The sequence below is a fragment of the Pseudomonas sp. ICMP22404 genome, from assembly GCF_006227205.1.
Taxonomy (GTDB): domain Bacteria; phylum Pseudomonadota; class Gammaproteobacteria; order Pseudomonadales; family Pseudomonadaceae; genus Aquipseudomonas.
Map to the genome: position 1 here is coordinate 49,344 of NZ_VCNG01000021.1, position 19,167 is coordinate 68,510.

A 19,167-nucleotide genomic window follows, 5' to 3' on the forward strand; every position below is an offset into this window, starting at 1 on the left:
CAGCGGTGCAGCCGGTCAGTTGAAGACGATTTCGTCGTTTTCCACCGTTCCGGTTACGGTTTCGCCCGGCATGAAGCGACCCGACAGGATCAACTGTGCCAACGGGTTTTCGATCCAGCGCTGGATGGCCCGTTTCAATGGTCGTGCCCCATAGACCGGGTCGTAACCCACGGCAATCAACTTATCCAGGGCCTCGTCACTCAGTTGCAGCTTCAGCTCGCGCTCGGTGAGGCGGCTGCGCAGGCGGCCCAGCTGGATTTCGGTGATGCCGGCAATCTGATCACGGGCCAGTGGTTCGAAAATCACTACCTCGTCGACCCGGTTGATGAACTCCGGCCGGAAGTGGGTAGAAATCGCGTCCATCACCGCCGCCCGTTGCGCCTCGCGATCCCCCACCAGTTCCTGGATCTGCGCCGACCCCAGGTTGGAGGTCATCACGATCACCGTGTTGCGGAAATCCACCGTGCGCCCGTGGCTGTCGGTCAGACGACCGTCCTCCAGCACTTGCAGCAGAATGTTGAACACATCCGGATGGGCTTTCTCGACCTCATCGAGCAGGATCACCGAGTACGGCTTGCGTCGCACGGCTTCGGTCAGGTAACCGCCCTCTTCATAGCCGACATAACCCGGCGGTGCGCCGATCAGCCGGGCCACGGAGTGTTTCTCCATGAATTCGGACATGTCGATGCGCACCATCGCCTCCTCGGTATCGAAGAGGAACTCGGCCAACGCCTTGCACAGCTCGGTTTTACCGACACCGGTCGGGCCGAGGAACATGAACGAACCACTTGGCCGGTTCGGGTCCGACAACCCGGCACGGGACCGCCGCACGGCATTGGCGACCGCGACGACCGCTTCGTCCTGGCCGATCACGCGCTGGTGCAGCAGGCTTTCCATCTTCAGCAGCTTGTCGCGCTCGCCTTCGAGCATCTTCGACACTGGAATACCGGTCCACTTGGAGACCACCTCGGCGATTTCCTCCTCGGTGACCTTGCTGCGCAGCAACTGGTTTTCACTTTTGCCGTGCTGGTCGACCATCTGCAGGCTGCGCTCCAGATCCGGGATGACCCCGTATTGCAGCTCGGCCATGCGGTTGAGGTCGCCCTTGCGACGGGCCGCTTCCAGCTCCTGGCGGGACTGTTCGATTTTCTGTTGGATCTGCGCCGAACCCTGGACTTCGGCCTTTTCCGAATTCCAGATTTCCTCGAGATCGGAATACTCGCGCTCGTGGCGAACGATTTCTTCCTGCAATTTCTCCAGGCGTTTCTTCGCCGCTTCGTCGCTTTCTTTCTTCAGGGCCTGGGATTCGACCTTGAGCTGGATCAGGCGCCGCTCCAGGCGATCCAGCACTTCCGGCTTGGAGTCGATTTCCATGCGGATACGGCTGGCAGCCTCGTCGATCAAGTCGATGGCCTTGTCCGGCAACTGGCGGTCAGTGATGTAGCGGTGGCTGAGCTTGGCCGCCGCGATGATCGCGCCATCGGTGATCGCCACTTTGTGGTGAACTTCATAGCGCTCCTTGAGACCACGCAGGATAGCGATGGTGTCCTCTTCGCTCGGCTCGTCCACCAGCACTTTCTGGAAGCGCCGTTCAAGGGCCGCGTCCTTCTCTATGTACTGGCGGTACTCGTTGAGCGTGGTCGCGCCGACGCAATGCAACTCGCCACGGGCCAGCGCGGGCTTGAGCATGTTGCCGGCGTCCATCGAGCCTTCGCCCTTGCCGGCGCCGACCATGGTGTGCAACTCGTCGATGAACAGAATGATCTGCCCTTCCTGCTTCGACAGCTCATTGAGCAGGGCCTTGAGCCGCTCTTCGAACTCGCCACGGTACTTGGCACCGGCGATCAGCGCCCCCATGTCCAGGGACAGCAGGCGCTTGCCCTTGAGGCCGTCCGGTACTTCACCATTGATGATCCGTTGGGCCAGGCCCTCGGCAATGGCGGTCTTGCCCACGCCTGGCTCACCGATCAGCACCGGGTTGTTCTTGGTGCGGCGTTGCAGCACCTGGATCGTGCGCCGGATCTCGTCATCGCGGCCGATCACCGGGTCAAGCTTGCCTTCCTCGGCACGCTTGGTCAGGTCGACGGTGTATTTATCCAGCGCCTGACGGGACTCCTCGTGGTTGGCGTCGTTGACGGCTTCGCCCCCACGCAGGTTATTGATGGCATTTTCCAGGGCCTTCTTGCTCACGCCCTGGCCGAGCAGCAATTTACCCAGCTTGCTGTTCTCGTCCATGGCGGCGAGTAGCACCAGCTCGCTGGAAATGAACTGGTCGCCCTTCTGCTGGGCCAGGCGATCGGCCTGGTTGAGCAGCCGCGCCAGGTCCTGGGACATGTTCACGTCACCGGTCGGATTCTGGATCTTGGGCAACTGGTCGAGTTCTTTCGCCAGCTCTTTTCGCAGGCTGTTGACGTCAAAGCCTACCTGCATCAGCAGGGGCTTGATCGAGCCACCCTGCTGCTCGAGCATGGCCTGCATCAGATGCGCCGGTTCGATGGCAGGATGGTCCAGGCCGACGGCCAGGGACTGGGCATCGGACAGCGCCAATTGCAATTTGCTGGTTAAACGGTCAATACGCATAAGGTCACCTTCCTTTTGAGCAGGCCGGACCGAAAAACATCCTGAATGAAGAAACCTGCCAGATACCGTTATAGATGTGGACGATTCTGGAAGATTCAAGCAGGTATCTGTTGATACAGATCAGTCAAATGAGGGGCTGTGGAAGCGAGCCGGCTCGCGGTAGCGGTGTGCCAATCAGTTAAAGGTTAGCTGACATGCCGCTTTCGCGGGCAAGGTCGCTCCCACAGTAGATTTGCGGTGTATGCAATCTTATGGAAAGCGCCGGACCGGTGGGAGCCGAGCTTGCTCGCGATAGCGGTGGCACACCTGACATGGATGCAAGCTACACGACGCCATCGCGAGCAGGCTCGCTCCCACAGGGGTCTGCGGTGTATGGAGTATTTGTGCACGGAGCGGGAATTGTGGGAGCGCGCCTGCTCGCGATGGCGGCGGCATATCCGGCAGCCTTCTACTGTTCGATCCAGACGAGGGAGGCGAAGCGACCGGTGCGCGGGCTGCGACGGTAGGAAAAGAAGCGTGGATCGGTCACGGTGCACAGCCCGCCGCCGTAGACCGCCGAGACACCCCGCGCGGCCAGCCGCAGGCGCGCCAGCGCATAGATGTCGGCCAGGAACTTGCCGGCGTTGTGGCTCGGCACAAAGGCTTGTACCGCCTGGGGCAGTTGCGCGATGAACGCCTCACGCACTTCCGGTCCGACTTCAAAGGCTTGCGGGCCAATGGCCGGGCCGAGCCAGGCGAGAATCTCATCCGCTGGCGTTGCCAGGCTGTCCAGGGTGGCTTCCAGTACGCCGTTCGCCAACCCGCGCCAACCGGCATGGGCGGCCGCGACGCGCGTACCGGCGCGGTTACAGAACAGCACGGGCAGGCAGTCCGCGGTCATCGCCGTGCAGGCGATACCCGGCATGGCGGTCCAGCTGGCATCGGCGGTCGCGACCTGGGTCGGATCGGCCTCGACCACGGCAATCCCATGGACCTGCTGCAACCAGGCCGGACGGATGGCGAATTGGTCGGTGAGCCGTCGACGGTTCTCGGTGACGGCCGTTGGGTCATCATCGACATGGTCGCCGAGGTTGAGGCTGTCGAACGGCGCCACGCTGACGCCGCCCGCACGGGTGGTGACACAGGCCTTGACCCAGGCTGGCGCGGGCCAGTCGGGTATCAGCCAGTCATTCATCCGACGAATGCCTCGCGGTCCTGCTTGAGCAACGTCAGCAGCCAGACGAAGTCATCCGGCAACGGCGATTCCCAGCTCATGCGCTTACCGGTGGTCGGATGATCCAGTTCCAGGAAACGCGCATGCAGCGCCTGACGCGGGAAGTGCTTCAGGGACTCGACCATGGTCACGCTGGCGGCCGGCGGGATGCGGAAGCGGCCGCCATAAGCCGGATCGCCCACCAACGGGAAGTTGATGTGGGCCATGTGCACGCGGATCTGGTGGGTACGACCGGTTTCCAGCTTGACCCGCACGTGGGTGTGGGAGCGGAAGCGTTCAAGCACGCGGTAGTGACTGACCGCCGGCTTGCCGCCCTCCATCACCGCCATGCGCTGGCGCTGCTGACCGTGACGACCGATGGGAGCGTTGATCTTGCCGCCAGCGGTCACTACACCGATCACGATGCATTCATAGATGCGGCTGACACTGCGGCTTTGCAGTTGTGCGACCAACTGGGTCTGCGCCTGGATGGTCTTGGCCACCACCATCAGACCGGTGGTGTCCTTGTCGAGACGATGCACGATACCGGCCCGGGGCACATTGACGATATCCGGCACGTGGTGCAGCAAGGCATTGAGCAGGGTGCCGTCGGCGTGACCGGCGGCCGGATGCACCACCAGGCCCGCAGGCTTGTTGATCACCAGGATGTCGTCATCTTCATAGACGATGTCCAGGGCAATGTCCTGGGCTACCCATTCGCCCTGGGCTTCCTGCTCTGCCGTCAGCTCGAGGATGGCACCGCCATGGACGATGTCGCGCGGGCGGATGACCGCCCCATCCACCGTCAGGCGGCCGTCCTTGATCCAGGCGGAAAGGCGCGAGCGCGAATGCTCGGTGAAGAGTTGGGCGGCGACTTGATCGAGGCGTTGGCCGCCCAATTCGGACGGCACCTCTGCGCGAAGTTCTATTTTATCGGACATGCTCGGACTGGGCGTCGGCACAGCCTTTGGTTTCGGCTGCGCGCTTGTGGTTAAATACGGCGTCTTTTGCCCCGAGGCTTTCAACGGGGCGCTCATCATAACAGGACGGCCCCGCCCAAGACAGCGGCCGTCATAGGGACGCAAGCCGCCATGCAAGTGAAACACCTGCTGCTGATCGCCATCCTCGCATTGACTGCTGCTTGCTCGTCGAAGGAAGTCGTAGACGAAAACCTGAGCGAAGTCGAACTGTACCAACAGGCGCAGAAGGACTTGGACAACAACAGCTACACCAGCGCCACCGCCAAGCTCAAGGCCCTGGAGTCGCGGTATCCGTTCGGTCGTTACGCCGATCAGGCCCAGTTGGAGCTGATCTACGCCAACTACAAGAACGCCGAGCCCGAAGCTGCCAAATCTGCCGCCGAACGCTTCATTCGCCTGCATCCACAGCACCCGAACGTCGATTACGCCTATTACCTCAAGGGCCTGACGTCTTTCGACCAGGACGTCGGCCTGCTGGCGCGCTTCCTGCCGCTGGACATGACCAAGCGTGACCCGGGCGCCGCACGCGACTCGTACAACGAGTTCGCCCAACTGACCAGCCGCTTCCCCAACAGCCGCTACTCGCCGGATGCCAAGCAGCGCATGATCTACCTGCGCAACCTGCTGGCTTCCTACGAAATCCACGTGGCCGACTACTACCTGACCCGTCAGGCCTACGTCGCCGCCGCCAACCGTGGTCGCTACGTGGTGGAAAACTTCCAGGAAACCCCTTCGGTCGGCGACGGCCTGGCGGTGATGACCGAGGCGTACCAACGCCTGCACCTGGACGAACTGGCAGCCAGCAGCCTGGAAACCCTGAAACTGAATTACCCGGACCACCCTTCCCTGGTCGATGGCCAGTTCACCCCCCGCGTTGCAGAAGCCGACAACCGTTCATGGCTGAGCAAGGCGACCCTGGGCCTGATCGAATCCCGTCCGCCACTGCCACCGGGCGAAACCCGCGCCAACCAGGACGTACAGCGTCAGTTCCAGGATGCCAAGGAAGCCATTCCGAACGAGCTCAAGCCAAAGGATGAAAATGGCGATGTGATTGAAGAACCGGAGGCTGAGAACAACTCCAGCGACCGCTCCTGGTTCAGCTACATGACCTTCGGCCTGTTCGACTGAGCACAGGGCATTCACAAAAGGGAGACCCGACGGTCTCCCTTTTTTATGCCTGGATCCTATTGAACTGTGCGCCGCCCCAGTCCTTGGCTAAACTGCCTCATCTCTCGCCAGAAAGCCGCCCATCATGCTTCGTCTAATCATCTTGTTCGCCGTCGTTGCCTCCGCCATATGGATCTTTCGCAACGTGAAGCCCAAGGCGTCCGCGACGCGATCATCCCGGGAACAGGATGCCCCGCCCATGGTTCGCTGCGCCCACTGTGGCGTGCACCTGCCGCGTGACCGGGCACTCCCTCTCCAACAACAGTGGTACTGCAGCCAGGCTCACCTCGAGCAAGGCCCGGGCCCTCGTGATCGCTGAGGCTTCCCCTCGCGTCAGACAGACGCAGCGCCTGCTGCGTCTCTATCACCTGTACCGCTTGAGCATCGGCATCACCCTGGTGCTGCTGATCTCCAGCAACATGGACAACCGCCTGCTGGAGTTCGCCAACGACGACCTGCTGCGCAGTGGCAGCTGGTTGTACCTGGTGCTGAACATCCTGCTGGTGGTGTTCCTTGAAAACACCCGAAGCCCCGCCCGGCTGTTTGGCCTGGCCCTGACCGATGTGTTGCTGCTGTCATGGCTGTTCTTCGCGGCAGGCGGTGCTCCCAGCGCCATTGGCAATCTGCTCATTGTTTCGGTGGCCATTGGCAACACGCTGCTGCGCGGCCGAGTCGGCCTGTTGATCGCTGCCGTCGCCACGATCGGCATAGTGGGGTCTAGTTTCTTCCTTGGCCTGCACGACTCGAACTCTCCCGGCAGTTATTTGCAGGCCGGTACCCTGGGAGCGCTATGCTTCGCCGCTGCGCTGCTGGTACAAGGCCTGACCCGGCGACTGGAAGCCAGCGAAACCCTGGCCGAGCAGCGAGCCAGCGAGGTGACCAGCCTCGAAACCCTCAATGCCTTGATCCTGCAGCGCATGCGCACCGGCATCCTGGTGCTCGATCGTCAACGCCGGGTGCAACTGGCCAACGAAAGCGCCTTGAACCTGTTGGGCATGCACGACCTGGTCGGCCAGCCAATCGATGACTACTCCGCCGCCCTCGTCGACAGCTTGAAAGTGTGGCTGAACAATCCCAGCCTGCGCCCACCAACCCTGGCCATCACCGGCACGGGCCTGACCCTGCAACCGAGCTTCATCGCCCTGGGGCACAACGAACAGCATCAGATCCTGGTGTTTCTCGAAGACCTGGCCCAGGTGGCCCAGCACGCCCAGCAACTGAAACTCGCCTCACTCGGGCGCCTCACCGCCGGCATCGCCCATGAAATCCGCAATCCCCTGGGGGCCATCAGCCATGCGGCGCAATTACTGCGCGAGTCCGAGGAACTGAACGACTCGGATCGACGTCTGACACAGATTATTCAAGATCACTCCCAACGAATGAACCGCGTCATCGAAAACGTCCTGCAGTTGTCCCGTCGCCAGCAAACCACGCCCCAGCGCCTGGACCTGCGCACCTGGCTCGACCAGTTCGTCCAACAGGCCCGCGAAAGCATGGCCGCGCACCAGCAATTGCATCTGAGCATCGCCCCGGGCGACTACACCACGCTCATGGACCCCGATCAATTGACCCAGGTGCTCGACAACCTACTGCGCAACGCCTGGCGCCACAGTGCCCAGGCCCATGAACGGGCCGAGTCCTGGCTGGAACTGTTCGTCGATCCCCATAGCCATCTCCCCACGCTGGACATCATCGACAACGGCCCCGGCGTGACACCGGACCAGCAGGCGCACCTGTTCGAACCCTTTTTCACCACCAGCAGCCAGGGCACCGGCCTTGGGCTCTATCTGTCCCGTGAGCTGTGCGAAAGCAATCAGGCCCGCCTAGACTTCAAACCACGCCAAGGCGGCGGCTGCTTTCGCATCACTTTTGCTCACGGACGGAAACAGATTTGAATACACGCTCACGGCAACGGATCCTGATCGTCGACGACGAACCGGACATCCGCGAACTCCTGGACATCACCCTGGGCAGGATGAAACTCGACACCCGCAGCGCCAGGAATCTTGCCGAGGCCCAGTCTCTGTTGGCGGAAGAGGCGTTCGACCTGTGCCTGACCGACATGCGCCTGCCCGACGGTACCGGCCTGGAACTGGTGCAGCACATCCAACAGCGCTTCCCGCAACTGCCGGTGGCGATGATCACCGCCTACGGCAGCCTGGAAACCGCCATCGACGCCCTCAAGGCCGGGGCTTTTGACTTTCTGACCAAACCGGTCGACCTGGGTCGGCTACGAGAACTGGTCACCAGCGCCCTGCGCCTGCCACCGGCCACCGCCCCGACCACCATCGAACGCTGCCTGCTGGGCGACTCCCCGCCAATGCGCAGCGTGCGCAAACAGATCGAAAAGCTGGCCCGCAGCCAGGCGCCGGTGTACATCAGCGGGGAGTCGGGCTGTGGCAAGGAACTGGTGGCACGGCTGATCCACGAACAAGGCCCCCGTTCCAGTCGGGGTTTTGTGCCGGTCAACTGCGGGGCCATCCCGACAGAGCTGATGGAAAGTGAGTTTTTCGGCCATCGAAAAGGCAGCTTCAGCGGTGCCATCGAGGACAAGCCCGGTCTGTTCCAGGCCGCCCACGGTGGCACCCTGTTCCTCGATGAAGTGGCTGACCTGCCCCTGGCGATGCAGGTCAAGCTGCTGCGAGCGATCCAGGAAAAGGCCGTGCGCGCCGTTGGTGGTCAGCAGGAGGAAGTGGTGGATGTCCGCATCCTCTGCGCGACCCATAAGGACCTGGACGCCGAAGTGGCCGCCGGGCGCTTTCGCCAGGACCTGTACTACCGCCTGAACGTCATCGAACTCCGCGTCCCGCCCCTTCGCGAGCGCCGCGAAGACATCGAGCCGCTGGCCATCCACATGCTCCAGCGCCTGGCGGCCAGCACCGGCAACCCCGCCGCCAGAATCCATCCCCAAGCCCTCGAGGCCCTTCGAAACTACCGCTTCCCCGGCAACGTACGAGAGCTGGAAAACATGCTCGAACGGGCCTACACCCTCTGCGAACACCAACAGATCGAAGCCGACGACCTGCGCCTGGCCGAAGGCAATGGCATCACCGACACCGCCAACCCCGATTTGATGCGAGTCGACAACCTGGAAGACTATCTGGAAGACGTCGAACGCAAGGTCATCCTCCAGGCCTTGGAAGAAACCCGCTGGAACCGCACCGCCGCAGCGCAGCGATTGAAGCTGTCGTTTCGGTCAATGCGGTATCGGTTGAAGAAATTGGGGTTGGATTGAGGGAGCCACCACCAGTGGCTCGGCTCAGACCGTCCCTGTGGCGAGGGGATTCATCCCCGCTGGGCTGCGTAGCGGCCCTAAGACAGTCGATACAATCTGCCCGATACACCGAGGTGTAAGGATTCAGGGCTGCTACACAGCCCAGCGGGGATAAATCCCCTCGCCACAACCGCCAGTTCTATTGATCAGTTCCTAATCCGCCGACACCGGCACCCGCTCATCCAACACCCGATTGGCCAGCAATTCGCTCAGCTCGATCAGCTGCTGCACACCCAAAGCGACATGCCGACGCGAACCATCAAGCTCGAAAGCCAGGTCGCTGAGCGTCGCGTTGGCGGATGCCAGGGTTTCGCTCAGGTTGGCGAGGAGGCATTCGGCGTCTATGCCTTCCATGACGGTGAATAACTGGCTTGAGGCTGGTTTCTTTTTGACTTCAGGTGGAGGGGCCAGGTAATAGTCGAGGGCGCGCTTGGCGGCTTCATCGAGCTTTTGAGGATCGAGCCCGCCATGGGCTGATGAGGAATCTGTTTCAGGGGGATTGGGTGTGACTTTGATCATCGTGCATCTCCAAGGTTTGGAGCTGCCACCGATCGCCGCGACGCAATTGGAGGTGGCAGCTGTACGCGGGTTCGCGGACCGAGACCTTGGTACCCGGCATACCCGAAGGTATCCCACGCACAGCCAGCCATGACAGAACGATAAATGCCGAAGCTCCATCGTAGGCTGGAATTATGCACCAAGTTAGCGGGCCGCGACGCCCGGACGCTGAATTGGCAGCGACCGAAAGAGGTTAGCGATAAGCCTTCCCACCCGGCAACCGCCAAAGCTCGTCGGAAAAATCGGCTTCAGCTTGGATGTTGTCCGACCATTCCCACAAATCTCGAACAGCTGTCAGCTCGCTCACAACAACTCTGCGGCAACCTGTTATTTCTCAGCCAACGCCAATCCCCGTGGGAGCGAGCCTGCTCGCGATTGCGGTGGGTCAGTTTGAATACATGTTGAATGTCCGACGCCATCGCGAGCAGGCTCGCTCCCACAATTTGATCTATATATGGCCGGAGAGACAGGTCGGCTGTAAGGCCGCCTCGCTTTTGCTTTTGCTTTTGCTTTTGATCTTGATCTTCGGGCCCCATTAACCACGCTGGCCGAACGCAGGCATTGCGTAGTGGGCAACCCGGCATGGATGCCGGGTTAGCCGCGCTGGGCCATGGATGGCCCTTCGCGGCGGGCCCACGGAGCAATGCCGGAGTGAGGGCACACCGAGCCTAGGCGAGGTGCCGAGTGGTGGGGCCAAGCCTTTTTTGCTTACTTTTTTTGGCGTCTGAAAAAAAGTAAGCCGCCGTAAGGGCGGAACCCTAAGTGGCCGTTACCGCAGCAATGGATATGTACTCGACGCAAGACCGCCATCGCGAGCAGGCTCGCTCCCACAATTGGATCGGAGTACACCGCAAGATCCTACATCCGCCCCGCCGGCGAATACGGCGCAGGATCAATCACCGGCTCACGCCCCAACATCACATCCGTAAACAACCGACACGACGCCGGCGCCAACACCAACCCATTGCGATAATGCCCACAGTTCAACCAAAGCCCCGCAAACCCCGGCACCTCACCGATATAAGGCACCCCCGCCGGCGATCCAGGCCGCAATCCGGCCCAATGCCCGACCACCTCAGCCTCGGCCAGCGCCGGAATCAATTGCTGCGCCGAAGCCTTCAGACTCTCCAGCGCCGCTTCCGTCGGGGTCTTGTCGAAGCCTTCGCGCTCCAGGGTACTGCCCACCAGGATATGCCCGTCACGCCGCGGAATCGCATAACGGCCCTTGGCCAGGACCATGCTCGACAGGAAGTCGGACGCGCACTTGTACAAGATCATCTGGCCCTTGACCGGCTCCACCGGCAAGTTCAGACCCAGGGTCTTGAGCAATTCCCCACTCCAGGCCCCAGCAGCCAGCACCACCTGATCGCCACGAATCGCCCCGGCCGAGCTGTTCACCCCCACGACACGTCCGCCGTCGCGGATGAATCCAGTGACCTCGCATTGCTCATGCAGCGTGACCTCGGGCAGCGACAGCAACGCTGCCTTGAGGGATTTCACCAACCGGGGATTGCGCACGTTCGCCACGTCAGCCATGTGGATCGCCCGGGAGAACCCGGTACCCAGTACCGGCACCGCATCGTGGACAGCCGAGATATCCACGGACCGCAACGATCGCCCTTCCCGCGCGGCCCAGGCGAGCGCTTCGTCCTGATCGTCCAGGTCCAGCCAATAGAGCCCGGTGACATGCACTTGCGGATCAATGCCGGTGGCCGCAAACAAACGCTGGCCCAACTGTGGGTAAAAATCCTGTGACCAGTGCGCCAGCGCCGTGACCGCCGGGCTGTAGCGCCACGGGTACAACGGCGAAACGATGCCGCCACCGGCCCAGGACGATTCCTGGCCGACACTGGAACGCTCCAGCAGCACGACACGTTGCCCTTCGGACGCCAGATTGAACGCTGTCAGCAGGCCAATGACTCCGCCGCCGACAATCACCACTTGCTGTTGCCTGGTCATGTTCTGATTCGACTCGTAAGACTGTAGGGCGCGACGCCGCGTCCTAAAAAAATAAAGCTCAGCGACCCCAGCAATCCTTGGTGGTCAGCCCGGACGCGGCGTTGAGCATGCTGCGCACGCCGGTGTTGTTGATGGTGAAGTCACCGCACTTGTCCGTCGCCATGGACGAGCCACTTTTACGTACCGCGGTCAGGGTAAAGCTCTGGTCCGCCAACGTCCGGTTGATGGTATAGAAATCATTGCCATTGCTCAGCCCGGTCGCGTTGGTATAGACATTGTTCTTCGAATAGTAGCGCTCGAGTATCTGCGCCTGTTCCGACAACAACCCGGCGATTTCGGCGCGGCGGCCCTTTTTCATGTATTCGGTCAGGCTCGGGTAGCCGACGGTGATCACGATACCGATGATCGCGATCACGATCATGATTTCGATCAAGGTGAAACCCCGGTTGGTTTTGTGCATTCCCTTACCCCTCACTGTATTTGTCGCCACATGACGCGACGGCTGCCGCCAACGGATTTGCTCAGCAGGTCGGTGATACCGCCACCTGAGTCGTTCACGACCATGTTGGTGGCTCCATTGGCACTGACGACGGCACTCAAGGTCGGGATACCACCGGTGAACACCACCCCGGCGGAGATCGTATCGAGGCTGCTGAGCTTGCCGTCGCCATTGGTGTCGAGCACCGCATAGTTGAGCATCTTACCGCTGAACGCATCCACTTCGATCAGCTTGCCGGTGCCAAAGCTGGCGCAGGGGTCGGTGGTGTCCACGGCGGCCGTGGTAAAGACCACGCGCCCAAGCACCAGATTGGCCGGGTTGATCACCCGCTCCCCGGTCAGCGCGTTGTTATACACCAGGGGCAGGTACCAGCCTTTTTTCGCAGGGTAAGTCACGTCGGTCTGGCTGGTGGTCACGAACTGCCCCGTGCTGCCCGAGAATACGCCGGTAATCGATTGAGCCTGCAGGCTCGACACCGTAATCTGCCCGGCACCACCGACGGCGTCCCAGATCGAATAGAACCCCTGCAGATCCTTGTTGAGCTTGTCAGTCGCCTCGTTGAACTTACCGGTACCGAAAAAGACCTGGACCCCACCCTGGGGGTTGTCCGCCAGCAACGGTTGAACGGTGATGGGCTGGGTCGCCCCACCGGACGCCGTGAACAAGGGCTGGCCGGCAAACGCCAGGCCCCAGGTGGTCGGGGAGGTGCCGCTGAGGTCGAATTTCCACATCCGTCCTTTCAAGTCACCACCGTAGGCAGCCTGCACCACATTCTGGGAGTTGACCCGAAGCTTGACCGAGGACAAGCCGTTATCGGTCTCGCTGCTGTTGATGACGATCTTGCGGATCAGCGAACCGTCACGGATATCCACCACATACAACGCCGCCACGCCGCTGTTGCTGCCGTAGCCATTGGAAATGAACGCCGCCCAGCGACCGTCCGCCAGCCGGGCGACTTCCGGGCGGGCATAGGCGTAGCCCAGGTCGTTGAAGGTATTGGCGGTGTTGGCCACGGCCGGCGCGCTGATTTCCCACAGCGCCCGAAGCGTATTGCCGGCTGCCGCATCGAACAGTTGCACCGCAAAGAAAGTCCTGCCACCGGCCCCGGTCCCGCCCACGGCTACCGTTTTCCAGGCACTGCCCGATTGCGTATCGAATACACCAATCTGACCATCCACCAGGAATTTGTGGCTCACCCCGTTGATGTAATTGGTACTCGCGATGTCATCCAGCCCTGGCAATACGCTCGAAGGCATGTAGGCGTAACGCCGCGTGCCGTTGGCAGCGTTGATGACGCTGAAGAAGCCGTCATTGGCGTTCACCACGAGGCTGGTGTTCATGGCCCCCGCCTTGGTCGCCAGGTACGTACTGTAGCTGGTGTCGTTCAGCAGGTCCGCAGCGGTCTGGTCATTGGGCGAGGCCAGCACCAGCGGTGAGTTGATGATGTCCCCCAGCAACGCACTGCGCACCTTCAAGCCGGTTTTGTTGGTGCCTTTGCTCCACTCCACCAGGTCGTTGCCAGTGATCCCTGTGGGCAGGTTCTGGCTGAGGGTGGTTTGCTGAGCCGCTGAAAAGTTGCTGTAGGCCAGGGTCACCGGCGCATTGGTCGTGGTGTTCCACGATTGATAAAGCGGTGCCGTGGCGCCGGGGACAATGGCGGTGTCGGTGGTCCATTGCACCGCGGCCCTGTTGACCGTGCCTGCCGAGGTGAAACCGAACGCCCGGATCGTGCCACGCCAATCCTTGGGGTCATAGGTGGTCTGGTAGAAGCTGGACGTGGTGGATAACGTCGCACCGTTGGTGGTGCCGCCGCCCCCCGACCCGGCCTTGGAGGTGATATCACTCAGGGCCGATGTCAGGGCCGAGTTCAGGCCTTCGCTGTCGGTCGCCTGGTAATACCTGCCTGCACCGTAGCGAGCGGCGTCGGACAGCATCTGGTTGGTTGCGGTGAAACCAACCGTATAGGTGTTGAGGTACTGCCGGGGGAAATCCGCAGTGTCCCAGCTCTTGCCGGTGGCATCGGTACCGGTGGAGCGCATGTCGATGTCGAAGGCGAACTTGGCGATGTCGTCCAGGTACAGCGTGTCACCTTCGCCGTCGCCATTGGGATCGGCGCCGTCATTGCTGATACCGTCCCAATTTGGCAGGCGGGGGCCTCCCGTCGCGACGGCCTGCGGGTCGTTGGTCGGAAACGTCCGGTCATAGGTGGGCAAGCCGTCGGTAATCACCACGCCGAAGTTTTTCTGGCAACGGTACTGGATCGGGCTGGTATAGGTGCTGGGCGTGCCGTTGTAGTACGGCGCCATTCCCCGGAAATAGCGGGTGACCTCGTAATAGCTCTCGGCCAGCGGTGTATTGGCGACCGCGCCCAGGCCGTTGATGGCATTTATCAAGGAGGTGTAGTTGGCATTGGCCTGGGTCTGGGTAACGCTGCCGGTCACGGGCGACAGGTCGCTGACAGAACGGGCGATAAAGCCTCCCGGGCCGGAGTTGCTGCTGTTGGGTGGGTTGAAGGTGGCAAGGCCGATGCGCAAGGCACGGTTGCTGGTGACCAGGTCATTGGAGACATCCCGGGCCACGTTGATTCGGTAATCATTGGGGATCGTGCCGGTGGTGAAGTCGCGACTCGAACTGTTGGCCAATGTCAGCAGATAGGACAGGTAGTTGGCTGTGTAGCGGGTATTACCATTGCCCACCGGATCTGGCAGCTTCAGACAGACCCTACCTATGCTACTTCGATAAAAACCGTACCAACCGCTCGAGCACCCGCCACGAAACAGGCTCGCCAGCAAAACGTTGCCGTCGTCCGGGTCCAGGCCGGCAATGCTGTTACAGCTCGTACTGGACTGACAGGTGTAGACAGTCGGCCGGGAGATCGTCGGATCAAAATCCGCCGCCCAGATGACATTGTTCATACTCCCCGAATCATCGATCAACAGCATCACGTTCGGCGTCACCGCAGCCGCACTCAACAACGGCGAATCCGAAGGCGTGAACCCATAGACCGGGGCATTCAGATAAAGGCTGAGCAGTACACCCCACAGCATCTGCCGCCAGCCATGGCGAGCTTCAATACTTCGCATAGATGCTCTCCACCACGCTGCGCTGGTTATTCCCCACCACCGCCACCGCCGTGATCCGATACAGCGTCGCCGACGTCCCGTTGGGTACATTGACCGCCGCAAGCGTGGTGCCGATGTTCTGCACCCCATAAAACCCACCGGCGGCGGCGACCCAGGTGACCCCCGACGATGAGTTGCGCCCTGCCCCCGTCAGCGTGGCGGATTCCGCCGGCGGCGCACATTGGGTTGCGGTGGTGCAGACCGCCAGCGAGTAGGTTTCAACTTGCACGGCGTTCTCGCCCATCCTCAGCGCCGCCTCGGCCATCTGGAACGACTGGTTGCGCAGCATGACGCTACTGGTCATCTTTTCCTGGAGGGTGGCGCTTTGCATCGACGACAGGCCGATCAGCGTGAGGAGCAGCAGGAAGACCAGGCTGACCAGCAATGCCATGCCGCGCTGACGTTGCCCGAAGGATCTCGATCTCATCAAGCGCCCCTCACAAGAGCCGGTTGCGCAAGGCGGCAACTACGTTGAAGGTCTGGTCGCGCACGTTGTTCTTCGGATCGAAGAGCGTCAGGGTCAGGCGCACGCTGCGGATCAATGCCGGATCCGGCGGGTTGCTGCTGTAGCTCGAGGCCGCGATGTCCGTCGAGCTGCCGGCCACGCCGAAGGTCACGTTGAACGTGCGGACGTTGTCCACCAGCACCGCCAGGGTCGGATTGCCGGCGCCGGTACCCATCGACAACTGATTGTTGCTGAAGCTGTAGATCAACCGTCGTACCGGAAACGCCAACTGTCCGGCTGCGGGAGCCCGCGCGCCAGTGTAGGCCGTGGCTGTGGTGCGGCAGTCGGACAGGACGGTCCAGGTCGGTACACCACCACTGTTGCCCACATCCGTCGTCACCAAGGTCATTTTCAGGTTGGCATTGTCCCAGCGGATCGGCGTGATCTGGCTGGCATTGAAGTCCCCTGCCGAGGACGCATCGGTGATGGTGCCCAAGCAACCGAACATCCCCACCATGCGAATTTCCTGGACCATCTTGCTCAGGGCAAAGCGAGCATCCTCCTGCATCACCGCCGCCGCACTCTGGCTGATGTAGGTGTTCTTCGCGGCGATAAAGATCTGCACCACCCCCAGGACCACGATAAGACTGATGACCAGCGCGATCATCAACTCGATCAGGCCAAAGCCCCGGCAGCGCTTGTTCATGGCGTCCCCACCGGATCGACGGCAGCGCGGCTGGTCAGCACGAAACTGCGCCGGGCATCGGCCGCATTGGTGGTGTTGGCGGCCCGGGCATCGTCCCAGGAAATGGTGATGGTGTAGACCCGCTGGTTCAGCGTGATGGTCCCGGTAGCCGTGGCGCCGCCGAAGCTGGTGATGTTGGTCTTGAAATCGTAGAGGTCCTGGTCCCGGGTCACATTGAGGTTGGGTGAGCTGGGTGGCGTCACGGTGTAGTCGGCGCCGGAGTTGGCACGAATGCGGTCCAGCATGTCGTAGGCGATGAAGCTGGCCTGGCTGGTCATGCGCGAGCTGTCGGTGTACTTCAGGGCATTGAGCTGGACCATCGCGGCCCCCAGCAGACCTACGCCAAGAATCAGCACGGCGACCAGCACTTCGATCAGTGTCATGCCCTCCTGTGGGCTTTTACTGCAACCCTTCATCCGCAACTTCCACCCAATACGATTCGTCCATTGAGGCAAACGCTCAGCGTCCTGCTCTGCGTGCCCCGCACATAATTGAAGCTCACCGGTGTGGCCGGTGCCGACAACCCACCCAGGTTGTTGAAATCAATGTTGGTCACATCTGAGGTTAGCGTCAGAGTCGCACCACTGCTCATCGCGGGAACAACCCGCAATACATTGGCCGGATTGCCAGTACTGTCGTACACCGTCAGCTCGCCGCTCCAGACGTTGCCCTGGGCGGAGGGACGAATGCGCGTGGTAATACCCCGGTCGATCGCTTCCATGCGGGCAAAGTTCAGGGCCCGACGCAGGTCGCCGATCTCGGTATCCGCCTTGGTACTCTGCATCGAACCGGTGAACGCCGGCACTGCCATGGTGATGAGAATCAGCAGTACGCCAAGGGCCACCAACACCTCGATCAGCGTGAAACCTTTTGTACGAAGATCCATCGATGCCCTCCGTTGCCGTCGGCTATACCTGCTTGTGTAACGCTAGAACAAACCATTGGCGCGTGCTTGATGCAGTTCATTCAGGGCAGTGCCCCCTGTGGCGAGGGGATTTAGCGAAACGTCGCACCGCCCCGCTGGGGTGCGCAGCAGCCCTAAATCCTGATACCTCGGTGTGTCGGACAGATTGTGTTGACTGTTTTTGGGGCTGCTTCGCAGCCCAGCGGGGATAAATCCCCTCGCCACAATGAGGCCGCCAAGTTCTCAAGGACCGCTCCACACTCTCCAGGGAGGAGACACCATGCCCCAACAGGGTTTCAGCCTGATCGAACTGCTCATGGGACTGGCGATTGCCGCAATTGTTCTGCCGTGGGCCAGTTCAAGTTTCAAAGCGCTTGTGGAATCCACTGAACGCAACGACACCGCACAACGGTTGGCCAGCGGCTTGCGCAGTGCCCGCAGCGAAGCCATCACCCGCAACCGGGCAGTGACCATTCAAGGGATAGACAACGATTGGAGCCAGGGGTGGCAAATCAGATTGGACGACGATGACCGGACACTGCTGGAGCAGCGCAGCAATCGCGCCCGGGTGGTGGGTAACTGGCCGGTGAAGCATCGGGTCACGTTCGCCGGCCATGGTGCAGCCCTGTTGCCCAGTGGTGCCTTTCAGGCGGGCACTTTGCACGTGTGCGCCCGGCACCAGCCGGTCAGTCATCATCAAGTGGTGCTGTCACCCACCGGCCGCGTCAGCCTGCGCAGCGAGGAAAGCGTGCAGGCCCTGTGCGAAAAGAACTTAAAGCAGAGAACGAACGCGTAGTTCCTTGGGCATGGAGAACGTGATGTTTTCTTCCCGGCCGGCCAGTTCATCGGCCCCGATGGCACCCCAGGCCTGCAATTGCTGGATCACACCGCGCACCAGGACTTCCGGCGCAGAAGCACCCGCGGTAATGCCGATGTGCTCGATGCCGTCGAACCAGCTGCGCTGCATGTCCTCGGCACCGTCGATCAGGTAGGCCGGCGTTCCCATGCGTTCGGCCAACTCGCGCAGGCGATTGGAGTTGGAGCTGTTCGGACTGCCGACCACCAACACGACGTCGCACTCGTCAGCCAGTTGCTTGACTGCGTCCTGGCGATTCTGGGTGGCGTAGCAGATGTCGTCCTTGCGCGGTCCGCCAATGGCCGGGAAGCGCGAGCGCAACGCATCGATCACCCGGCTGGTATCGTCCATGGACAAGGTGGTCTGGGTGACGAAGGCGAGTTTTTCCGGATTACGCACCTGCAGGGCAGCCACGTCTTCCTCGTCCTCCACCAGGTAGATCGCGCCGCCATTGCTGGCGTCGTACTGACCCATGGTGCCTTCGACTTCCGGATGCCCTTCGTGGCCGATCAGGATGCACTCACGACCGTCACGGCTGTAGCGCGCCACTTCGATGTGCACCTTGGTCACCAAAGGGCAGGTCGCGTCGAACACCTTCAAGCCACGACCCGCCGCTTCGGTACGCACCGCCTGGGAAACCCCATGGGCACTAAAAATCACGATGACGTCGTCCGGCACCTGGTCCAGTTCCTCGACGAAAATGGCCCCACGGCTACGCAGGTCTTCGACGACGAATTTGTTGTGGACCACTTCGTGGCGCACATAGATCGGCGGCCCGAACACTTCCAGGGCGCGGTTGACGATTTCGATCGCCCGGTCCACGCCGGCGCAGAAGCCACGGGGGTTGGCGAGTTTGATTTGCATACTGTGCCTCGTGTCTGTGGGA

The 19,167-nt window shown here is 61.5% G+C and carries 17 protein-coding genes; 5 read left to right on the plus strand and 12 right to left on the minus strand.

Going from position 1 to position 19,167, the window contains the following annotated elements; translation table 11 throughout:
- Positions 1-15: 15 nt before the first annotated feature.
- The 3 genes from clpB to rluD form a co-directional block, all read right to left on the minus strand.
- Entirely contained in the window at positions 16-2,580 is a 2,565-nt protein-coding gene (gene clpB, locus FGE05_RS27155) for an ATP-dependent chaperone ClpB (protein WP_139649803.1), read from the minus strand.
- Between the two features lie 448 nt (positions 2,581-3,028).
- Positions 3,029-3,754, minus strand: a complete 726-nt coding sequence (gene pgeF, locus FGE05_RS27160) for a peptidoglycan editing factor PgeF (protein ID WP_139649806.1) — start codon at positions 3,752-3,754, stop codon at positions 3,029-3,031.
- Positions 3,751-4,713, minus strand: a complete 963-nt coding sequence (gene rluD / locus FGE05_RS27165) for a 23S rRNA pseudouridine(1911/1915/1917) synthase RluD (protein ID WP_139649807.1) — start codon at positions 4,711-4,713, stop codon at positions 3,751-3,753. Before rluD ends, pgeF begins: the two co-directional genes overlap by 4 nt.
- A 150-nt stretch (positions 4,714-4,863) precedes the next feature.
- On the opposite strand from rluD, the gene FGE05_RS27170 reads away from it, so the two are divergent.
- The 4 genes from FGE05_RS27170 to FGE05_RS27185 all read left to right on the plus strand — a co-directional run bounded on the left by FGE05_RS27170 (position 4,864) and on the right by FGE05_RS27185 (position 9,154).
- Positions 4,864-5,880 carry an outer membrane protein assembly factor BamD gene (locus tag FGE05_RS27170; RefSeq protein WP_139649809.1) on the plus strand — a complete coding sequence of 339 codons (1,017 nt, stop codon included), beginning with the start codon at positions 4,864-4,866 and terminating at the stop codon, positions 5,878-5,880.
- 124 nt (positions 5,881-6,004) lie between these two features.
- The gene (locus FGE05_RS30175; RefSeq protein ID WP_139649811.1) at positions 6,005-6,238 is read left to right on the plus strand and encodes a PP0621 family protein; all 234 of its coding nucleotides are present in this window, start codon (positions 6,005-6,007) and stop codon (positions 6,236-6,238) included.
- A complete protein-coding gene (locus FGE05_RS27180; RefSeq protein ID WP_139649813.1) occupies positions 6,228-7,814 on the plus strand; it encodes a nitrogen regulation protein NR(II) in 1,587 nt (528 codons plus the stop codon). Before FGE05_RS30175 ends, FGE05_RS27180 begins: the two co-directional genes overlap by 11 nt.
- On the plus strand, positions 7,811-9,154 hold the full coding sequence (locus FGE05_RS27185) for a sigma-54 dependent transcriptional regulator (protein WP_139649815.1): 1,344 nt from the start codon (positions 7,811-7,813) through the stop codon (positions 9,152-9,154). The genes FGE05_RS27180 and FGE05_RS27185 overlap by 4 nt, the downstream gene beginning before the upstream one ends.
- Before the next feature lie 192 nt (positions 9,155-9,346).
- Here FGE05_RS27185 and FGE05_RS27195 read toward each other — a convergent pair whose 3' ends face one another.
- From FGE05_RS27195 to FGE05_RS27230, 8 genes are all read right to left on the minus strand, one after another.
- Complete coding sequence (locus tag FGE05_RS27195) at positions 9,347-9,712, minus strand: DUF6124 family protein (RefSeq protein ID WP_139649819.1); 366 nt, start codon at positions 9,710-9,712, stop codon at positions 9,347-9,349.
- 897 nt (positions 9,713-10,609) lie between these two features.
- A complete protein-coding gene (thiO, locus tag FGE05_RS27200; RefSeq protein ID WP_139649822.1) occupies positions 10,610-11,710 on the minus strand; it encodes a glycine oxidase ThiO in 1,101 nt (366 codons plus the stop codon).
- A gap of 58 nt (positions 11,711-11,768) precedes the next feature.
- The gene (locus FGE05_RS27205) at positions 11,769-12,170 is read right to left on the minus strand and encodes a type IV pilin protein (RefSeq protein ID WP_139649824.1); all 402 of its coding nucleotides are present in this window, start codon (positions 12,168-12,170) and stop codon (positions 11,769-11,771) included.
- Positions 12,171-12,181: 11 nt separating this feature from the next.
- Complete coding sequence (locus tag FGE05_RS27210) at positions 12,182-15,292, minus strand: pilus assembly protein (RefSeq protein ID WP_139649826.1); 3,111 nt, start codon at positions 15,290-15,292, stop codon at positions 12,182-12,184.
- Positions 15,279-15,758 (minus strand): PilX N-terminal domain-containing pilus assembly protein, encoded by a 480-nt coding sequence (locus FGE05_RS27215; RefSeq protein ID WP_041024772.1) that lies wholly within the window; start codon positions 15,756-15,758, stop codon positions 15,279-15,281. Before FGE05_RS27215 ends, FGE05_RS27210 begins: the two co-directional genes overlap by 14 nt.
- Before the next feature lie 10 nt (positions 15,759-15,768).
- On the minus strand, positions 15,769-16,482 hold the full coding sequence (locus FGE05_RS27220) for a PilW family protein (protein ID WP_139649828.1): 714 nt from the start codon (positions 16,480-16,482) through the stop codon (positions 15,769-15,771).
- Positions 16,479-16,937: a type IV pilus modification protein PilV gene (gene pilV / locus FGE05_RS27225; protein ID WP_139649830.1), complete on the minus strand. Its 459-nt coding sequence runs from the start codon at positions 16,935-16,937 to the stop codon at positions 16,479-16,481. Before pilV ends, FGE05_RS27220 begins: the two co-directional genes overlap by 4 nt.
- Positions 16,934-17,407: a GspH/FimT family pseudopilin gene (locus tag FGE05_RS27230; RefSeq protein ID WP_139649832.1), complete on the minus strand. Its 474-nt coding sequence runs from the start codon at positions 17,405-17,407 to the stop codon at positions 16,934-16,936. Before FGE05_RS27230 ends, pilV begins: the two co-directional genes overlap by 4 nt.
- A gap of 298 nt (positions 17,408-17,705) precedes the next feature.
- On the opposite strand from FGE05_RS27230, the gene FGE05_RS27235 reads away from it, so the two are divergent.
- The gene (locus FGE05_RS27235; RefSeq protein WP_139649834.1) at positions 17,706-18,221 is read left to right on the plus strand and encodes a GspH/FimT family pseudopilin; all 516 of its coding nucleotides are present in this window, start codon (positions 17,706-17,708) and stop codon (positions 18,219-18,221) included.
- On the opposite strand, the gene ispH is transcribed toward FGE05_RS27235, so the two are convergent.
- Positions 18,198-19,145: a 4-hydroxy-3-methylbut-2-enyl diphosphate reductase gene (gene ispH, locus FGE05_RS27240; RefSeq protein ID WP_024781117.1), complete on the minus strand. Its 948-nt coding sequence runs from the start codon at positions 19,143-19,145 to the stop codon at positions 18,198-18,200. The genes FGE05_RS27235 and ispH overlap by 24 nt on opposite strands.
- Positions 19,146-19,167 lie beyond the last annotated feature (22 nt).